At 43.9% G+C, this 19175-nt stretch carries 13 protein-coding genes and 1 other RNA gene; 8 read left to right on the top strand and 6 right to left on the bottom strand.

Annotation, left to right across the window (positions count from 1 at the left end):
• Positions 1 to 215: 215 nt before the first annotated feature.
• The 4 genes from BC643_RS16445 to BC643_RS16460 form a co-directional block, all read right to left on the bottom strand.
• On the bottom strand, positions 216 to 1817 hold the full coding sequence (locus BC643_RS16445) for a RagB/SusD family nutrient uptake outer membrane protein (protein WP_120274371.1): 1602 nt from the start codon (positions 1815 to 1817) through the stop codon (positions 216 to 218).
• Positions 1818 to 1830: 13 nt separating this feature from the next.
• Positions 1831 to 5190 carry a TonB-dependent receptor gene (locus BC643_RS16450; RefSeq protein WP_170154589.1) on the bottom strand — a complete coding sequence of 1120 codons (3360 nt, stop codon included), beginning with the start codon at positions 5188 to 5190 and terminating at the stop codon, positions 1831 to 1833.
• A 178-nt stretch (positions 5191 to 5368) separates the two neighbouring features.
• Positions 5369 to 6361: a FecR family protein gene (locus tag BC643_RS16455; RefSeq protein ID WP_120274373.1), complete on the bottom strand. Its 993-nt coding sequence runs from the start codon at positions 6359 to 6361 to the stop codon at positions 5369 to 5371.
• 82 nt (positions 6362 to 6443) lie between these two features.
• Positions 6444 to 6983 carry an RNA polymerase sigma-70 factor gene (locus tag BC643_RS16460; protein ID WP_120274374.1) on the bottom strand — a complete coding sequence of 180 codons (540 nt, stop codon included), beginning with the start codon at positions 6981 to 6983 and terminating at the stop codon, positions 6444 to 6446.
• A 213-nt stretch (positions 6984 to 7196) separates the two neighbouring features.
• Here BC643_RS16460 and BC643_RS16465 point away from each other — a divergent pair, with 213 nt between their 5' ends.
• The 7 genes from BC643_RS16465 to BC643_RS16495 all read left to right on the top strand — a co-directional run bounded on the left by BC643_RS16465 (position 7197) and on the right by BC643_RS16495 (position 15947).
• Positions 7197 to 8306, top strand: coding sequence for an MraY family glycosyltransferase (locus BC643_RS16465; RefSeq protein WP_120274375.1), 1110 nt, complete (start codon positions 7197 to 7199; stop codon positions 8304 to 8306).
• Positions 8307 to 8433: 127 nt separating this feature from the next.
• A complete protein-coding gene (locus tag BC643_RS16470) occupies positions 8434 to 9162 on the top strand; it encodes a DUF4956 domain-containing protein (protein WP_120274376.1) in 729 nt (242 codons plus the stop codon).
• 22 nt (positions 9163 to 9184) lie between these two features.
• Complete coding sequence (locus tag BC643_RS16475) at positions 9185 to 9898, top strand: DUF2490 domain-containing protein (RefSeq protein ID WP_120274377.1); 714 nt, start codon at positions 9185 to 9187, stop codon at positions 9896 to 9898.
• A 16-nt stretch (positions 9899 to 9914) separates the two neighbouring features.
• Positions 9915 to 11681 carry a carbohydrate-binding domain-containing protein gene (locus tag BC643_RS16480; RefSeq protein WP_170154590.1) on the top strand — a complete coding sequence of 589 codons (1767 nt, stop codon included), beginning with the start codon at positions 9915 to 9917 and terminating at the stop codon, positions 11679 to 11681.
• 251 nt (positions 11682 to 11932) lie between these two features.
• Positions 11933 to 12484 carry an RNA polymerase sigma factor gene (locus tag BC643_RS16485; RefSeq protein ID WP_120274379.1) on the top strand — a complete coding sequence of 184 codons (552 nt, stop codon included), beginning with the start codon at positions 11933 to 11935 and terminating at the stop codon, positions 12482 to 12484.
• Positions 12481 to 13344 carry a FecR family protein gene (locus BC643_RS16490; protein WP_120274380.1) on the top strand — a complete coding sequence of 288 codons (864 nt, stop codon included), beginning with the start codon at positions 12481 to 12483 and terminating at the stop codon, positions 13342 to 13344. Before BC643_RS16485 ends, BC643_RS16490 begins: the two co-directional genes overlap by 4 nt.
• A gap of 29 nt (positions 13345 to 13373) precedes the next feature.
• Entirely contained in the window at positions 13374 to 15947 is a 2574-nt protein-coding gene (locus tag BC643_RS16495) for a TonB-dependent receptor (RefSeq protein ID WP_170154591.1), read from the top strand.
• Here BC643_RS16495 and rnpB read toward each other — a convergent pair.
• Both rnpB and BC643_RS16505 read right to left on the bottom strand, forming a co-directional pair.
• An RNA gene (gene rnpB / locus BC643_RS16500) (RNase P RNA component class A) lies at positions 15947 to 16363 on the bottom strand. The genes BC643_RS16495 and rnpB overlap by 1 nt on opposite strands.
• Before the next feature lie 73 nt (positions 16364 to 16436).
• Complete coding sequence (locus BC643_RS16505) at positions 16437 to 17381, bottom strand: TIGR01212 family radical SAM protein (protein ID WP_120274382.1); 945 nt, start codon at positions 17379 to 17381, stop codon at positions 16437 to 16439.
• A gap of 224 nt (positions 17382 to 17605) precedes the next feature.
• Here BC643_RS16505 and BC643_RS16510 point away from each other — a divergent pair, with 224 nt between their 5' ends.
• Positions 17606 to 19141 (top strand): DUF4301 family protein, encoded by a 1536-nt coding sequence (locus tag BC643_RS16510; protein WP_120274688.1) that lies wholly within the window; start codon positions 17606 to 17608, stop codon positions 19139 to 19141.
• The last annotated feature ends 34 nt before the right edge of the window (positions 19142 to 19175 follow it).

The following is a 19175-nucleotide window of genomic DNA, read 5'->3' on the forward strand; positions in this document are numbered from 1 at the left end:
GTTTCTGTTTTTGATTGATTATTTTATCGGGTTTATTCTGTTAGACCATCCAACGATCAATGTGTTTAATTTACACACTCAAAATTCAATAAAAAAAATTAGACTTCCCAATTATTTATCTTAACTGTAATTACTTCTTCAAAGGATCTTCCATGAAGTAAATGGAAGAAGCTTGGTGATCGATTTTCCATCACCAAGCTTCGATTACTTCAATTCTACCACCCCGGGTTTTGTGTAATATTTTGATTTACGAGCATCTCGTGTTCGGGGAAGGGCAACAACTCGTGCTTACCCGCCTTAAATCCGTACGATGAATTGCTGTATGGATAGCTGACGTCATAAGATCCGTCTTCGGCGTAACCGGAGAAAATAGGAACTTCTTTACCTTGGGTCCCCAAATAGGTCGCTGCGTCGCCCCAGCGAACCAAATCCTGGTAACGAACACCTTCCAGACACAACTCTAAGCGTTTTTCTGTTTTAATGTCATCTAATGTCACAGAAGTTAACTGAGACAACTGAGCACGATCGCGCACCTCGTTGATGTAAGTTAATGCGCTGGTATTATCTCCCGATTCAAGACAAGCTTCAGCAGCGAGCAACAACACTTCGGAGTAACGCATCAATCGGTAGTTTGCAGAAATAACCATTCCCCATGTTCCTTCAATGACTTCACTGCCAATCAAGCGCCATTTCCAGTTGAAATAGCCCGTATTACCATAAAGGCTTGTTCCGGCATTTAAAACCACCGGGACAAACGGTGCACCAATCGTATTAACCTGGGCATAAGTGCGCAGGGTTGCATTCAAACGATAACCGGATTCTGTTTCTTCGGCCACAAACGCATCATACAGTTCTTTTCTGGGGCTACCAAATCCCCAACCTCCCGGGAATAGCTCATGCACACCGTAATAGTAACCATATAAATTCAGTTTGTCCGCGCGCCATCCCATCATAGTTCCTACGTAATAATTCCCTTGCGACCATGGGTTTTCAACGTCATTCAGGGAGTTCAATTCGAAGATATTTTCCTCACCAAAATCCTGGACATCGCGCAGTACATTCGCATAATCATCAATTAAATCATACTTTTCGGAGTTAATCACCAGCTTGAGCATAGTTGCAGCTTCCGAATATTTTCCCTGAAATACATAGGCTTTACCCAAAAATGCCTGTACTGCCTGTTTGGATATGCGTGCCCCCGGAGTTTGGTCTGTTGTACCAGATTTTTCCGGCAAAATTCCGGAATTAATAGCATCGCTGTAGTCCGTCTCAATTTGGGCCCAAATAGCAGAAACTTCACCATTTGTTTGTTGGTATTCGCTTGGAGCAAGCAAACCTGTAACCAGGGGCACCGGTCCCCACAGTGTTACTAAGTTGAAGTAGGCCCATCCGCGAGCTGCTTTGGCCTCTGCAATCGCACGTTGTTTAATATCTGTGTCTCCTTCAAAATTATTAATCACCAGGTTCGCCCGGTAAATCAGTGCGTAGAGACCCGAAAAGTAATCGGTCAGTTGTGAGTTGGAAGTACTGAATCGATATTCGTTCAGCTGCTCCAATATCGAGTTATCTCCACGTGAACCACCACCAGCATAAATATCATCAGAAAGTGCATTTTTCAGCCAAAAGTCGCTATATCCCAAGTTTCTCCAGCCCAGGTAAACAGCAGCTACTGCTTCAAGCGCATCATCATCGGTTTGGTAAAAGCTATCTGTTGAAGTTGTTCCCTGCTGAACGACCTCGTCCAGCCGACTTGTACATCCCCCCAGAAAACCGAGAGCAACAACGACTGTAAATATATATATCAATTTCGTTTTCATATTTTTCAGGTTTTTAGAATGTTACATTAATACCAAAGACAACTTTTCTGGAGTTCGGATAGGATCCTTTGTCAACCCCAAGAGAAGAGGTAGAACCGGCAGAAGCTTCGGGATCGAATCCAGGGTAATCAGTGATAACAAACCAATCATCGAACGAAGTATAAATACGAAGTGTGCTCATGCTCATCTTTTCGCACAATTGTTTCGGTAAGGTGTAGCCCAGCTGAATCTGCTTAACTTTGAAATAAGAACCATTCATCACAGCATCGCTACTGATCCAGTATTTGTCTTCTCCGTTTGCATTCGGACGTGGCTTACTTGCTGTTGTATTTTCAGTCGTCCAACGGTCATCGTAGAAATAAGTCAGCTTGTTACCTCTTGGGCGGTCAATACGGGTCAAACAGTTGAAAATATCATTGCCCTTTGCTCCAGTTCCAAACAGCGTGAAATCGAAACCTTTGTAAGCAGCAGTAATTGTGATACCGTATGTAAAATCCGGAATACCGCTACCCAACATTACTTTGTCGTCGTCGGTAATCTCTCCGTCAGCAGTATCGTTCACGCCGTCACCATCGGAATCAACCGTCAACTGGTCCACAAAAATCGGATCACCGGTAGCGTCGTCGATATCTTCCAGCTCGAAGCCACGCATGTACCACACCGGGAAACCTTCTTCAAATACGGTGATACCACTTTGTGTGTGGAACGAAGCACCCGCGATACGGGAGATTGTTGGATCGAGGTAAGTTACTTTATTCTTCAGAGTTGCCAGGTTAGCACGAATACCGTAACTGAAATCATTTCTGATTTTATCTTGCCAGCCCAATTCCAATTCAACCCCTTTGTTATCAACATTACCGGCATTCACAACAACCGATGAAACACCTGTTTCCAACGGAGGAGTTGTTGAAACCAATAAGTCTTTGGTTTTCTTGTCAAAATAGTCGAAGCCAAAAGACATCCGGTTATTAAGCAGTCTGATATCAAATCCCAAGTCCAATTGTTCTGACGTTTCCCACTTTAATTCAGGGTTATCAAGTGTTTCCGGAGCAGATGCCACCTGGTACTCAACATTTGGAGAGAAAGGATAGCTACCAACGGAACCTATTGAAGCCCGGTACATGAAACTACCCAATGGACCGGTGCTACCGTTTTGCCCCCAACTGGCACGTAGTTTCACAAAATCAATTCCCATGTCTTTCGGGAAAAAGTTCTCGTTCGAGATCACATATCCCGCTGAAACGGCAGGGAATGTTCCCCAACGGTTACCCGATGGAAGCACTGACAGGTCGCTTGCATCGCGACGAACAGAGGCCTGCAGCAAATAGGTATCGCGCAAGTTGTAGCTTAAACGTCCGAAGTAAGAGAATTTGCGTCCTAAATCGGAGTAACCACCCGATACTGTTTTCACAGCTGAAGCTGACAAGTAGTTCAAATCACGATAACCATCCTGATCCTTGGTAATCGCATCACCACTGGCAGTAACGGTTGTAGTCAGCGGTTCTGAGTAAGAAATACCGGCCATCGCAGTGAATTTGTGTTCGCCAACGTTGAACATGTAATTGGCAAAGTTTTCCCACTGATAGTACAAGCTATTCATGGTCGTACGGCTCACATTGATTTGATCGTTCTTTGCGACATCATTCGCATAGTACACATAATCGAACCCGTAGTTATTATAAAATGAACCGCGGTAACCAAACTTCGAGGTAACTATAAGATTTTTGATCGGCGTAAAATCAGCATAAATAGTACCGATGATATTGGCACCATCCAGTTTAGAATCGGTACGGTCGCGCATCAAAAGCGGGTGAACCTGTTCAGACTGATAAATCTGTGATAGTCCATAATACATGCCTTCTTCATTTTGCAACAATACTTTTCCTGCATCCAGGTACGACTGCATAAATGCGGGTAATTCATCTTCAGCGTAATAAGGTTTGGTTAACGGATCCATGGTTAAAACCGAAGCCAATAAACTTCCGTATTCCGAGTTCTCCGAAACAGACTGTGATTTCCAGCGTTCCATAATATTGGTTGTACCAACTTTCAGCCAGTCGTTAATCTTGTAGTCTGCATTGATCATTGCAGTCATGCGTTCGTAAACGTCCTTATCTCCCTTCACAATACCATTTTGATCGAGATAAGAAAGCGACAACGTGTACGAACCACGTTCGTTAGCTCCCTGAAAACTCAGGTTATGTTTTTGCATGACCGATGTTTCAAAGGCAACATCTGTCCAGTCCGTGTCAGTAGTTCCATCCCAAACAGCCGAGATTTCGTCTTCAGTAATCAGGTTCCCTTCAGTCATGTAATTCACGTACTGTTCGGCATTCATTACCTTCGGAATCCGATTCAGTTTGTTGGTTGTATATTGAAAATCGTAGCTGATTTTTCCGGCTCCTTTTTTGGCCTTTTTCGTAGTAATCAGGATCACCCCGTTACCAGCTTCCGCACCGTAGATGGCTGCAGAGGCCGCATCTTTCAACACCTCCATCGATTCGATGTTGCTTGGGTCAATTCCGCTGATATCGCTCACCCGTAAACCATCAACAATATAAAGCGGATCGGAAGCTGAGTTGGAACTGAAACCGCGGACCCGCACTGTTGCACTTGCACCCGGAGCACCCGAAGTTTGGATAACCTGAACCCCTGCAGTTTTACCTTGCAAAGCCTGCTGTGGACTCGTAATCGTACGGTTTTCCATATCGTTGGCTTTTACCTGCGAAATTGCACCGGTTAAGTCGCTCTTGCGTTGAACACCGTATCCAATGGCAACAACTTCCTCCAGTCCGATGGTTTCCTCTTCCAGTGTCATGTCCAGCAACACCCGACCGCGGACTTCAACCTCCTGTGCTTTCATTCCAACAAAAGAGTAAATCAGGATGGCATTCCCCGGAACGTTTGGTAATGTGTATTTACCATCAACGTCGGTAATCGTCCCGTTACTGGTTCCTTTTACAACAATGGTAACTCCCGGAAGAGGTGTCCCCACATGGTCAGTAACTGTTCCTTTTATGGTCAGCTCCTGCTGCATACGGTTCAGATTTGCTTCGTAGGACGAACCACTTTCTGACGGTTTGATAATGATTAATTTCTTATCGGTAATTGTGTAATCAATTCCCTCTCCTCTGAATAATTCATCCAAAACATCAGTCACATTCGAGTTATCCAAATCGATGTTAACTTTCCGATCAAGGCTCAAGGTTTCGTTCGTGTAAATAAAACGATAGTCCGATTGGCTTTCAATCGCCTGTAAAACCTCTTTCATCGTCTTGTTGTGCATTACCACCGACAACCTGCCGGTTTGGGAATATACTGATGCAGAGACATGCAATATAAAGAGTAGCATGAATAACGTCGTTAATTTCATGACGCGCATAAGTTTAGTTAGGACATGGAAATTTCCATCTCCGGATTCATAATTTTTTTTCATAAGTTTGTGATGTAATTAGTTAATTAATACACGCTAATGTTTAGGACCATTAGGAAGATTGGTTAACAACGACGGGAAATGCGGGAACATTTCCCGTTTTTTATACCATAGGCTCTTATTTTTTAGTTATCGTTATTTTTTTACCGTCAATTTTATATTGAATAGGACTTAATTGGCAGAGTGCTTCCAGTACATCCAGGATTGTTTCCTCGCTGAGTACCCCTGTGTAATGGACACTTTGTTTCAGACTTTCGTCTTTTATCCAAATTTTAACATTGTACCAGCGCTCCAGCTGCAAACACACTTCTTGCAGGTTCATGTTGTCCATGTACAATTTATTATCCATCCAGCTCAACATGTGTTCGGGAATGCCATCTACCAGCGATAGCTCATTTTGGGATTTGTTGAATGAAGCAATCTGCCCAGGCTTTATCTTTAGCGACTGTCCGGAGTTCGCACTCGTAAGTGAAACCGAACCTTCAACCAAAGTCGTCTGCACATCAGCGTCGGAAGGATAAGCCCGCAGGTTGAATTTTGTTCCCAACACCTGGACTTTCAAACCCGACATGGTTGAAATAATAAACGGAGTTTTACTCTTCGCGACTTCAAAGAAAGCCTCGCCTGAAAAACTAACATCTCGAGTTTCATTTACTGCATCCAAATGGTAATTCAGATGAGAGCCCGCATTTAATTTGACTTGAGTCCCGTCAGGCAAAATAACCGTCGAACGATCGCCCATCGCCGTCTGAACGGAAATGATCCCTGCAGATTCGTTCGAAGACATAAAAAACAGCTTCATCCCGAAAACAACCAAAAGAACTGCGGCAACACTTGACACAGCGATTGAGAGTCGAATTAGCTTTTCCTTTTTATGAAGTTTCTGTTGGATATTCTGATCTATTTGAGTGAACGCCTGATGAGCATCAAAGCTGCGAGCCAAGGAAAGTTTATCCACCGCCTTCCATATTTTCTTGTATTTCGCCCAATCACTCGCATTGGATTCTGATTGATTCAACCACCGGTTGAGTTCCGGCAACTGGTCGGTCTCCCCGCCTCCATCAATCAAATGATCAATAATCTTATCGCCAGGTATTTTTTCTTGATCCATTTGTGTCAGTTTTACAGAGATGACACAGGTGCTGGTAAAAAGTCCTATCGATGGTCAATTTTTTTTCGGACTGAGGAAGGTGTTAAAAAACACGTTTATTTTCGAGGCATGTTTTCAGATACTGCATCGACTTCCAAATCTGGTTTTTAACGGTTTTAACCGAGGTGCCCAATTGATCTGAAATATCATTCAACTTAACGCCGTCCAATCGACTCATGATAAAAACCTGTCGGCTACGTTCGGGCAATTGGTCGATGCACTCATTTACAAAATTCATAAATTCTTCTTCCTTCGAAACTTCCGTATCCTGCAGTTCCGGCTGATCGGAAAGTTGTTCAATCGCGTGCTGTTTGGATTTCTCAGCACGAAGATAGTTTAAACTCGAGTTACGAACGGACTTAAAGAGATAGGCAGCCAGCTTTTCACGAACGATCAATCTTTTTCGATTGTCCCAAAGCTTGATGAACAGCTCTTGCACGATATCTTCAGAAACTTCCCGATTGCCTGTGTAACGGGATGAGTAAGCACACAAACGTCCATAATATTTGTGAAAAACCTGATTAAAGCTGAAATAATCATTGTTTCTGATTCTGACAAAAAGCTGATCGTCCGGATTTACCATTCCCTATTTTTTGTGCCACAATACTAAAATAATTATTGCAACAGAACAAGAAACATGCTTTTAAAGCAGTAAACGTCCGATTAACACAGTGCTATTACTTTGTAACATCTTCAATCTTTCTGCAATCCGTTTTTCTTATTCATTCGGTTCTAGTCTTCAGTCATCAAAGGATTTTGTAATATTGCAAAATCAAAAAAAGATTTTGAATCAGACATGCTATTTTCGATCATCGCTACTGCACTAACAGGCCTTTTACTAACCTTAATCACAATTCCTCCGATCATTAAAGTATCGAAGGAAAAGGATCTTTTTGACGAACCGAATCACCGAAAACTGAATAAAATTGTGATCCCGAATTTGGGGGGCGTTGCTATTTTTATTGGGGCAACATTAAGCAGCATCATTTTCTTTCCGCCTGCTATACCTCACAACATTCAGTATTTGTTTGCAGGCATGGTCTTGATGTTGTTTGTTGGACTTAAGGACGACATTATCGGGAGTTCGGCCCGCAATAAACTCTTCATGCAGATTATTGCAGCACTCGTGCTCATCTTTCTAGGCAACCTGCAATTCCACAACCTGTACAACCTTTTCGCGATCGGCAACATACCGGTCTGGATCGGTGTTCCGCTAACATTGTTTTTCTACCTGTTTATCATCAATGCAATGAACCTGATCGATGGTATCGACGGGCTGGCTGCCGGGATTTCAATACTTTTCCTTTCGGTGATGTGCTTTTGGTTTTATCATGTCGAAGATCAGGCCCATGCGGTTATTTGTGCCGGTTTTATCGGAAGCTTAATTGGTTTTTTACGCTTCAACCTTTTCAGCAAAAAGAACAAAATTTTTATGGGCGACACCGGTTCGTTGATCCTGGGAGTCCTGATTGCGAGCCTGAGCATTTTGTTTTTAAACCCGACAAATCCCCTGTCGGGAACAGTGGACCTGCCCCACACACCAACTATGGTTTTAGCGCTATTAGTCGTTCCGACAACCGATACTTTGCGTGTTTTTTACATGCGAATCCGGGCTGGCAAGTCACCGTTTGCACCTGACATGAACCACATTCACCACGTGCTTATCAAATCGGGAATCAGTCACCGGCTATCAAGCTTACTCCTGGTTTTCTGGTCGGGAGCGATATTCGGACTGACAATGATTTTGCATTCTATCGTCCCGACAACGATCACATTCGTATTCCTGATTTCGTTTACCTGGTTTATGGTGAACATCATTTACAAGCGAAACAGCCGAATGAGCAAAATTAGACGCATGCGACTTACTGTGATCAAAAACAGAAGGAAGAGCCGATACCACAAATAGAAGGTTGCTAGCGGGAAAGATGTGACTCGACAACTCAAAACATTAAAAATTTTCACTTCGTAAGTAGGGTGCTCCGAAAATTTAATGGATTTGTAACAAAAACTAATTACAAATTCATAACGATCGGATGCTCAACGAATTTACAACACTATTACAAGGAGATGATTTAATCGATTTAGATCAAATCACAAATCCTCTACTTACGGTTCAACCCGGAAGTTTGAGCTTATTGGAAGAAAAACCTTACCTGGGGCTATTACTTTTCTTTGGCTTAAACTTCATTGTCACCGGCGTAATTATGGGGTATTTTTATTACCGCAAAACGCATCGCCGCGACTATCTGTTCACATTCATTATGGTAAGTACAACCATTTTTCTAATGGTCTACTTGCTTGAAAGCGTCAAAATCAAAGTTGGTTTCGCCCTTGGTCTGTTTGCTATTTTCGGGATTTTGCGTTACCGAACCGATTCGTTACCGGTCCGGGAAATGACCTACCTGTTTGTCATTATCGGGATATCTGTTATTAATGCACTGAGCAATGGCACGAACAGTATAATGGAGCTTCTGATCACCAATTCCATTTTCCTGATACTAACCTGGCTGATGGAAACCAAGCATCTGCTAAAACACACATCCAGCAAAGCTATTATTTACGAGCGACTCGACTTGTTGAAACCCAACATGCACGATGACCTCCTCAACGATATTCGCGAACGAACCGGGCTGAATGTGACTCGTTTCGAGATCGGCCAAATCGATTTTAAAAAGAAGTTAGCCTACATCAAAATTTACTACCCGGGCAACGGCGACATCAACACTGCCGATACCATGAAAATGAATCAATTCCCAATATAATTAATTGAACGACAGAGTGACTATGAAGAGACTATTGACAGCAATTTTGCTATTAACTGCGTATGCATTGCCAACCAAACACGCAAATGCCCAAACGGAAGATTTTGGAGCCTGGTTTGGCTTCCAACTGGAAAAAGAAATCAAAGACTGGACTTTTTCGGTGGGTGAAGAACTCCGAACAACTGACGCTGCAAGCGATTTTTACGGATCCTACACATCGCTGGGAATTGACTATTCACCTTTCAAACACCTGAAGTTTGGAACGAGCTATCAGTTTATTCTTTACAACGATACGGAATATGACGACATACAACCCCGGCACCGTTTGAACTTTCAAACTACCGGCGACCTGAAATGGAACCGCTTTAAATTTAGCCTCCGCGAACGTCTGCAAATGACCTTCAAAGACGAAAGCGAACGGGACTATAAAATGAATCCGAAAACCCGCTGGCGAAACCGCCTCGAGGTTGAATACAACATTCCGAAATCAAAATTTACGCCGGCTTTCTCGGTTGAAAGCTACTACCAGTTGAATAACCCGGACGGAAATAAATTTGATGGTATTCGCTACAAACTGACCGGCGCTTACAAGTTCAACAAGCGGAACAAGCTGGAACTGTATGCGCAATACGACAACGAGATCAATGTAAAAAATCCCGTCGATCGTACGATCATCGGGCTTGAGTACACTCTGAAATTGGGCAAGAAGAAAAATAAGAAAGAAGAAAATGAATAACCCAACAACACACTTTATGAAAGTAAACCACAAACTATTAATTCTGAGTTTGTCCATTGGACTGATGACCGCGCTATCGTGCAAAAAATACGATGGTGACGACTCAGACGACGATGATGACGAAACAACAATTGTAGATGCCGAAACCGGCAACGCTGAAGACCACGAAGAAGCTTCGGACTATGTTTGGGAAGGAGATACCGTAACAGCAATTATCCTGAACGAAACATCAATCACTGTAAGCGGTGACGGTGCATCCGCCAGCGGAACAACCGCGACAGTAACTGCCGCCGGAACCTATTTGGTTAGCGGAACGCTCGACAACGGGAAGATTATCGTTGACACAGAAGACGAAGACGCGGTAAAATTGGTTTTGAACGCTGTGAATATCACCTGTTCCAACAGCGCTCCTATTTTCGTGAAAAGCGCTGAAAAAGCAATCGTCATTTTACCATCGGGAACAACCAACTACTTGACAGACGGATCAAGCTACTCGTATTCCAGTTCGGACGAAGACGAGCCCAACGCGGCGCTTTACAGCAAAAGCGACTTATCCATTTCAGGCGAAGGAGCTCTTGTTGTCGACGCGAATTACAACGACGGGATCACCAGTAAAGACGGGCTGATCATTGCCAGCGGTAACATCAGTGTCAACTCGGTTGATGATGGTATTCGCGGAAAAGATTACCTGATCATCGAAAGCGGGACCATCAACGTAACTTCAGGAGGTGACGGGTTTAAATCGGACAACGATGAAGATGACGCGAAAGGATATATTTCAATTGAAAGCGGAACCATCACCATAACCGCGGCTAACGACGGCATGCAAGCGACGACAGACCTGCTCATTGCCGACGGTACATTCAACCTGACGACCGGAGGCGGAAGCAGTAAAACAATCAGCAGTTCTGTTTCAGCCAAAGGCTTGAAATCGGATCTGAATATCATCATCGAAAGCGGAGACTTTACGATCAACTCTGCTGACGATGCCATTCATTCCGCCTCACTGATTACGATTAATGACGGGACAATAGCCATTTCATCCGGCGACGACGGTATTCATACCGACAACACAGTCAATGTAAACGGTGGCGAAATCACCATCACCAAATCGTACGAAGGCATTGAAGGCCCTTACATCAACATGAACGGAGGCACCACTTATGTCACTTCATCTGATGATGGTTTGAATGCCTCCAAAGGCAACGGTGGCGAATCCAACGACGGAAGTTTATTGAGTATCACTGGTGGCTACCTGTATATTAGTTCAACAGGCGACGGATTGGACAGCAACGGTAGTATTACCTCGACTGGAGGAACAGTAATCGTAAATGGCCCTTCCTCTTCAGTCGAAGTTGGGTTAGATTATAACGGTACATTTAGCCTGAATGGAGGATTGATTTTAATCGCTGGTCCTAACTCGAGTATGACACAAGGGGCATCCAGCTCGTCAACCCAAAACTCGGTCTTGGTGCGATTCAGTTCGTCCAAGTCGTCGAGTACACTTTTCAACATACAAGATGCCAGCGGCAATAGCTTAGTCACATTTCAGCCAGCCAAAACGTACAGCTCGGTACTTTATTCATCGAGCGACCTCACCAAAGGAACAACCTACTATATATACAGTGGCGGATCTTATTCAGGGGGAAGCGAAACAGATGGACTTTATACCGGGGGAACATACTCCGGGGGAACACAATATTCAAGTTTTACAGTTTCCGGATCAGTCACCTCCGTTGGATCCAGTAGTGGTTCAAGTGGCGGTGGCGGCGGAGGCCGTTAGTTAAAGTGTGAGAAATTGAGGATGGCATGTATTTGTCGTCCTCTTTTCGTAACAAAATCAATCAATACAGGTAGGGTAAGAATCAGGAAAGTGGGATATTCAATAAAAAAGCATATGGAAAAACTTTTACTCAAAAAAATCAAACACCAAAAGAAGAATTTGAATTAGCCAAAACAAAACCAATAGCCAAGGATCAATTCTTTCAGCGAATTTCAGTTATATTTGACACCGAACATGCAAAATAGACGAATTTGACACGGGAAGAATTTACAAGGCTTTTCGATTTGTACTTTGGCGATGTACGTAAATACATTTTGTATCGCTCCGGCAACGAAGAAATAGCGACCGACATTGCACAGGATACGTTTATGCGGATTTGGGAAAAACAAATGCTGATCGAACAAAAGACCGCCAAGAACCTGCTGATAAAAATTGCGCGCGATTTGTACATCAACCGCTATCACAAGGAAAAAAAGGCGTTCAATTTCTTCGAAACGTACCAAATCAATGAAGATGGGTTAACTCCGGAAGACCAGCTAAATTTTCACGATTTGAAGTTGGCTTACGAGAATGCCCTGAAAACAATGCCTGAAAAGCAACGGGAAGTCTTCCTGATGAGCCGAATTGAAGAATTGAAGTACAAAGAAATTGCGGATCAGTTGGGACTAAGCGTAAAAGCGATTGAAAAGCGCATGAGCTTGGCTCTCGATCATTTGAAAACGCATTTAAAAGACAAAGTTACGCACATCGTACTTTGGATTGCCAGATTGTTTTTTTGCATGACTTATAAATCAGAGAAGTGAATAAAAATCAAAATCATAGCAACCACGAACAAGTTGACAGACACAGCAGATACTTCCTATCGGGAGGTACATTCATTTGGACTAAAAATGAAGAAACCATCCGAACCGAACTGCTTCGAAAAATCGCTGAGCGACCATTAGTACGTCGTTTACCGGTTCAAAAGATATGGGCGGTGGCTGCCGGAATTTTATTGGTGGCAGGCCTGGTGTCATTCATGCGGTTCTATTCAACCAACGTAAGCGTTCCGGCCGGAACACACCAAACGGCGATGTTGCCCGATGGTTCATCGGTGGAAATGAACGCCGAATCGAGCCTGACCTATTACCCGTTTTGGTGGCCGTTCGAACGCAAACTGAAATTTGAGGGTGAAGGATTTTTCAGTGTTCAAAAGGGCAAAAACTTTGCGGTTCAGTCGAGAAGAGGTACAACCCAGGTTTTGGGAACCAGCTTCAATATTTATAGTCGCGAAGAAATTTACCGCGTAACTTGTGTAACCGGGAAAGTGCGTGTTGGCAATTCACCCGACAATAAAGTTGTGATTCTTCCAAACACCCAGGCCGAGATTTTAGCTGATGGCCAAATACAGGTGAGTAAAGAGATCGATGTTACCTCTGAAATCTCCTGGAAAAACAATATCTTCCTGTTTACAGCAATGCCGCTTCGCCAAGTGTTTAAAGAAATTGAACGGCAATATGCAGTGACAATTGAAATGGAAGCACCGGTTCACCAGTTGTACACCGGTAATTTTAACCGCGCTTCGAAAATTGAAGACGTACTCAGCTTTGTTTGCCCCGCAGCAGGCTTGAAGTTTGAGAAGAAATCAGCCGATGTTTATATTATCAGCCCGGATTTGGAATGATCAGGAAAGCCCTTTGGATAGTTTTATTCATGCAGGCTCTATCAGGATTCGCGCAACCTGTAACGTCTGTGAAACTGGATGTAAAAGACAAGCCACTGAACATGGTTTTACACCAGTTACGCGACAATTACGGATTCCAGTTATCCTACACCGAAAACCAATTGGCCCGGTATAAAGTCACTGTCAACCAAACATTCCAAAGTCACGAAGAGACGCTTGAGTATTTGCTGAAAGATTTGCCCTTCAAACTGAAAAAATCCGGCGACGTCTTTATTATCATTCCCCTAAAAATTGAAGAAGATCCGCCCGGGCAGCAGGAAGTGTATATTTCCGGTCAGATATTGGAGAGCGGAACGTGGGAGCCACTCTCCTATTCGAACATTATCATCAACAAAAAACAACTGGTTGCCGACGTAACCGGTTCGTTTAATTTTATAGCCTCTGCCGACAGTTCGTTTCATGTGCAAATATCTCACCTGGGGTATTTTGTGTACGACACGGTGCTATACGCTGGTATTAATCAGAAGTTTATGCTAAAACCGTCGGTTCTTCCCTTGCCCGAAATAAAGGTCGAAAACAACCTGATAGACCATTCAACACAAATTGGAGCAGCTGCAGGTAATATGAAAATCAATCATAACATTGCCCGTTTTCTCCCCGGACAGGGAGACAACTCAATTTTCAACCTGCTGCGATTAATGCCGGGGATCCAGGCTTCGAACGAGCAAAATGCCGATTTGCAGATTTCGGGAAGCCCCGAGGGACAAAGCTTGATTACCTTTGACGGATTCACCCTGTTTGGGCTGAAAAACTACAACAACAATATCAGCATTGTCAACCCTTTTTTGGTTAAAAACATCGAGATTTACCAGGGAGGATTTCAAGCACAGTACGGTAGTCGTGTTGGTGGACTGGTTCAGATAACGGGCAAAAACGGGAACCTCCAGAAGCCAACATTCAGTTTTAACGTGAATACAACTACGCTGAACGGGATGGCGGAAATTCCGTTGTTTAAAAAGTCCTCTTTCGTGGTTGCTTATCGTCAAACCTACTACAACCTCTACAACTCGGACAACTTTAACATTTATGCGCCAACGCATTCAAAATCAAAAGTTGAAGACGACAAAAGTAGTTTCAAGAGCGGCGAGAACAGCATCAATGTCTACCCCGACAATTACCGTTATCGCGACTTCAACACCAAGTACACCATCAACTTAAGTGACAACGACCAGCTCGCTTTTAGCTTTTATTTGGGTGGAGATAAGTACCGGCTGAATACCAGTAAAGATCTGAATTCACAATCCCAAACGGGTGATAATTCCTACCAGGTTGATTTATCGGATCGCGAACGAAATTCACAAAATGGTTTTTCAACCTTTTACAGCAAGAATTGGAGCAAAGCTCTGAACTCCCAATTTACGTTTTCAACCTCCGACTATTCGCGCGAAGCCTTTCAATCGATCGTTGGTCGGCCTGGCGATTCCACCAACGTGGACAGCCAGGATGACATGGAATACTCGAACTCGGCCGGCGAATACAGCCTGAGAAACGAGAACAGATTAACACAAAAAAACGGGAAAGAACTGAAATTCGGTGTCGGCTTTTATGCCAACCGCGCCAGTCTTGTCAACATTAACAACTACGGAGACACACTGACTTTCAACAACAAACAGCGCTACCACAACACGCATTATTTCGCTTTTGTGCAGGAGCACTTGCCGGTTGGCGAAAAGCTGAAGGTTGATATTGGGATGCGATTCAACCTAAGTAACACGACCCATAAATTATACAATGAGCCACGAGTCAGTCTTCAGTATAAATTGACAGACAACCTGAAGTTCAATGCTGCCTGGGGCCGTTATCACCAGTTTATGTATAAATTGGCTCACGTGGACCGCGATAACAATTACACCTACTTTTGGGTCACCGGCGACGAATCGACCCCGGTGCTGAATTCGACCCAATATTTCGCCGGTCTAAACTATTACAAAAATAACCTGACCATCAATGCTGAAGGATATTTTAAGCGAACCAAAAATTTGAGCCGCTTGATTTACGAGCAAGAGCCACTGCCAACACCGGGCGTTAATCCGACTTATATCACCTACCTGGGAGGTGCGAAAGCTTATGGCATTAACACCTATGTCCGGAAAGACTTTGGCAAACAAGCACTTTGGGCCAGCTATACATGGAGCAAGGCTCTGGAACGTTTGGCTCCGGCCGGCATGCCTCTTCCTGAATGGGAACCGGCTATGCATGACCAGCGACATGAGGTAAAACTGGCAGCGCTACTCAATTACCGACGTTTCTATTTCTCAACCGATTTTGTTTATGGTTCCGGATTGGAATTGATAAAAGATGCTTTCTCTGATGGAAATGCTAAAACGGATTATCAACGGCTGGACGTTGCATTGACCTACAAGCTAAACTGGAGCAAAACTCAAAGTGAGTTGGGGGTTTCTGTCTTGAATGTCTTTGACCGGGAGAACCTTTCTTACAACTTCCTGCGAAGCATTAACTTGTCGCCCGAGTACAACTCGGTGAAAGTTTATACCAATGCCGTTCCTTTCACCCCAACTATATTTTTCAAAATTGTATTCTAAAAAAATGCAGACCTGTAAGCCGGGTTCTGTACTCAACCGAAGCTGAGCTTCTATCATTTATCTGGCCGCAACATTGCTGTTACGATCTAGCAACCTACCCCTCACGACTCCCGAACAAGTTCGAGACTGCCCCAAAGGACAGAACAGGGCGGGCAACCCTGCCGGCATAATGCCAACCGTGATATATTTGGTCTTGCAACCCATGATGCGTACGGCTTCCGAAGTCGCCTCCGGAACCGGTGAGCTCTTACCTCACCTTTTCACCCTTATCCCGATACGAGATCGGGACGGTTATTTTCTGTTACGCTGAAACAAGCTTTCACCCGTCTTCCCGTTAGGAAGCATGGCGCCCTGCGTTGCCCGGACTTTCCTCAATCCCAACACAAGATCGGGACAGCGATAGAACGGTCTGCGGCGCAAAGATAGCAATGTAAACGGATATTTTCAGCGGATTTAGATGAAGCAAGTAGTTCGCAATCTTTCGACTTTCTACTTTTGACTTTCATACAATTGACCTTGCCAGGTATCCCTTTCTGCAAGCCGCTTTTCGAGTTTCGCTACAAATTCGAAGTTTTTCAATCCCCATTTGGGAGCGATGAGCAAATCCTTCGGAGCCTGGCTGATGAAACGCTCAAGGATGATATTCGGATTCAGCAGTTCCAGGTAATCCACCACCAAATCGATGTATTCGTCTACTGTAAACAGTTCAAAATCTTCCGGCCGATTCGCATATTCAACCGCCATTCGCGTTCCGCGATGAATCTGTAATTGGTGTAATTTCAGATTTTCAACCGGTAGTTTCGAAATCTCCCGCGCTTGTTCCAGAAAATCGGAACGGTTTTCACCCGGCAGGCCCAAAATCAAATGCGCGCAATTATGGATCCCCCGGCGGGCAGTTTCGTTAATAGCCCATTGGGCCGCTGCAAAATCGTGCCCGCGATTGATCCGCTCCAGTGTTTCATCCTTCACCGACTCTACACCAAACTCAACCATCACGTAATACTTTTGCGACAGTTCCTGCAAATAATCAAGCACTTCCGGAGTTACACAATCCGGACGCGTTCCAATCACTAGGCCAATTACCTTTTCCACGGCAAGCGCTTCTTCATAACGCTCCTTCAGTACAGTAACATCAGCATAAGTATTCGAGTAAGCCTGAAAATAGGCCAGGAATTGCATCGACTGGTATTTCTTCGCAAAGAACTCGATTCCCTGATTTAACTGCTCTGTAATACTTTTTTCGAGTTTGCAGTAATCCGGTTTGAAGGTTTTGTTGTTACAATAGGAACACCCGTTCAATGCTTTTCGTCCATCGCGGTTCGGGCAGGTAAAACCTGCATCAACCGATACCTTCTGAACCCGCTCGTTGAATTTCGATTTAAAGTAGGTCGGAAAATCATTGTAACGGCGATTGTGTTTCCAGGGAAATTGCATGGCTTGTTTTTTGCTGTTTGAAAGGGGGCAAAAATAACAATAATCTTCAGGACTTTAGAACCGGGATTGAAACAAAAAATGAATGCAATTTGCCTTTCAAAGTGGCTTTGTGCGCAGATAGCTTATCAACAAATGTTGAAAACTTTCAGCCCACTCCGCCCGAACAGCCCCGTTTTTGTGAATTCTATTTGTTTAACTTTATACTAACTCCAAAACAAGAAAATATGTTTACTGAAAAAGATCACGCAGATATTGAGAAAAGAGGCAGTAATACTTTAACAGTCAAACAACAAATCGAAAACTTCATTAGTGGTTTTCCATTTTTACAAGTTATAAAACCAGCTACAGTCGGCGATGGAATCATTCAATTATCTGACGCCGAAACAGTCGAAAACGTTAAGCATTTCGAGGATAGTACAGCCGCAGGTGCGTCAATTCTGAAGTTTGTTCCGGCCTCCGGAGCAGCCAGTCGCATGTTCAAGTCGCTGTATTCAGCCAAGGACGATCTGGAAGCTGGTGTTCCCGAATCTGAAGTAAAAAGCAAGAAGGATATCCAGTATTTTTTCGACAATCTGACGAAATTTGCATTCTACGAAGACCTGAAAAAAATAGCAGGAAAAGCACCCGAAGAGCTCCCTGCGGTAGAAGTTTTGACCTTGGTTTTAACCGAAACCGGACTGAATTACGGCAATTTACCGAAAGGTTTACTTAAATTTCACAATTACACCGATGGCAACCGCACTTCGTTCGAAGAGCACTGCGTTGAAGGTGCATTGTACGCCAAGAAAAACGACGGTAACATTGCTATTCATTTCACGGTTTCTCCCGAACACCAACCAAAATTCGAAGAACATTTGGCCGAAATTCAGGCCAAATACGAAAAAGAATTCGATGCCAGCTATTCCATCTCGTTCAGTCAGCAAAAACCATCGACTGACACGATTGCAGTTAGCCCGGACAATTCGCCTTTCCGCAACGACGACGGCACACTGCTGTTCCGTCCCGGTGGCCACGGCGCGTTGCTGGCAAACCTTGGAGAATTGGATGCCGACATCGTATTTATTAAAAATATTGACAACGTGGTTCCCGACTACATGAAGCCGGAAACCGTTAAATACAAAAAAGCACTGGGTGGTTTGTTGCTGAATCTGCAAAAGAAAATATTCAGCTACCAGGAAATTTTCGACACGCATCATTATTATGCGCTCGACAGTATTTTCTTTTCAGAAGCGGCGAGTTTCCTGGAAAACGTACTGAACGTGCAACCACCGTCTCCTCAATATTACACCGAGAAAGAAGAACTCTACTATTACCTGAAAAACAAATTTAACCGCCCGATCCGGATCTGTGGTATGGTCCGTAACGAGGGAGAACCAGGCGGGGGACCGTTCTGGGCTAAAAACAGCGATGATTCGGTTTCGCTACAGGTAGTGGAAAGCTCGCAGATTGATTTCGACAATCCGGAGCAAAAACAGTTAGTCGACTCGGCCACCCACTTCAACCCCGTTGATTTGGTGTGCGCATTCAAAAATTACAAAGGAGAAAAATTTGATCTGTCCGAATTTGTAGATCCGGCAACTGGATTTATTTCCAAAAAATCGCAAAACGGTAAAGAACTAAAAGCACAGGAATTGCCCGGTCTATGGAACGGAGCCATGGCTGATTGGAACACGCTATTTGTGGAAGTTTCAATCCAAACCTTCAATCCGGTTAAGACTGTTAACGACCTTTTACGAAAAGAGCATCAACCGGAAGGATAGGAATTCAAAACTATTTGTAAATTTGCACCTGCAA

The organism is Mangrovibacterium diazotrophicum (genome assembly GCF_003610535.1).
In the GTDB taxonomy this organism is placed as follows: Bacteria; Bacteroidota; Bacteroidia; order Bacteroidales; family Prolixibacteraceae; genus Mangrovibacterium; species Mangrovibacterium diazotrophicum.

What these genes read in the sequence shown, in the direction of transcription:
- BC643_RS16480 (WP_170154590.1), top strand. Translation starts at nt 9,915, where the DNA reads ATGAAAGTAAACCACAAACTATTAATTCTGAGTTTGTCCATTGGACTG.
- BC643_RS16505 (WP_120274382.1), bottom strand. Translation starts at nt 17,381, where the DNA reads ATGCAATTTCCCTGGAAACACAATCGCCGTTACAATGATTTTCCGACC.
- BC643_RS16475 (WP_120274377.1), top strand. Translation starts at nt 9,185, where the DNA reads ATGAAGAGACTATTGACAGCAATTTTGCTATTAACTGCGTATGCATTG.
- BC643_RS16450 (WP_170154589.1), bottom strand. Translation starts at nt 5,190, where the DNA reads ATGAAATTAACGACGTTATTCATGCTACTCTTTATATTGCATGTCTCT.
- BC643_RS16465 (WP_120274375.1), top strand. Translation starts at nt 7,197, where the DNA reads ATGCTATTTTCGATCATCGCTACTGCACTAACAGGCCTTTTACTAACC.
- BC643_RS16455 (WP_120274373.1), bottom strand. Translation starts at nt 6,361, where the DNA reads ATGGATCAAGAAAAAATACCTGGCGATAAGATTATTGATCATTTGATT.
- BC643_RS16510 (WP_120274688.1), top strand. Translation starts at nt 17,606, where the DNA reads ATGTTTACTGAAAAAGATCACGCAGATATTGAGAAAAGAGGCAGTAAT.
- BC643_RS16445 (WP_120274371.1), bottom strand. Translation starts at nt 1,817, where the DNA reads ATGAAAACGAAATTGATATATATATTTACAGTCGTTGTTGCTCTCGGT.
- BC643_RS16495 (WP_170154591.1), top strand. Translation starts at nt 13,374, where the DNA reads ATGCAGGCTCTATCAGGATTCGCGCAACCTGTAACGTCTGTGAAACTG.
- BC643_RS16470 (WP_120274376.1), top strand. Translation starts at nt 8,434, where the DNA reads ATGCTCAACGAATTTACAACACTATTACAAGGAGATGATTTAATCGAT.
- BC643_RS16460 (WP_120274374.1), bottom strand. Translation starts at nt 6,983, where the DNA reads ATGGTAAATCCGGACGATCAGCTTTTTGTCAGAATCAGAAACAATGAT.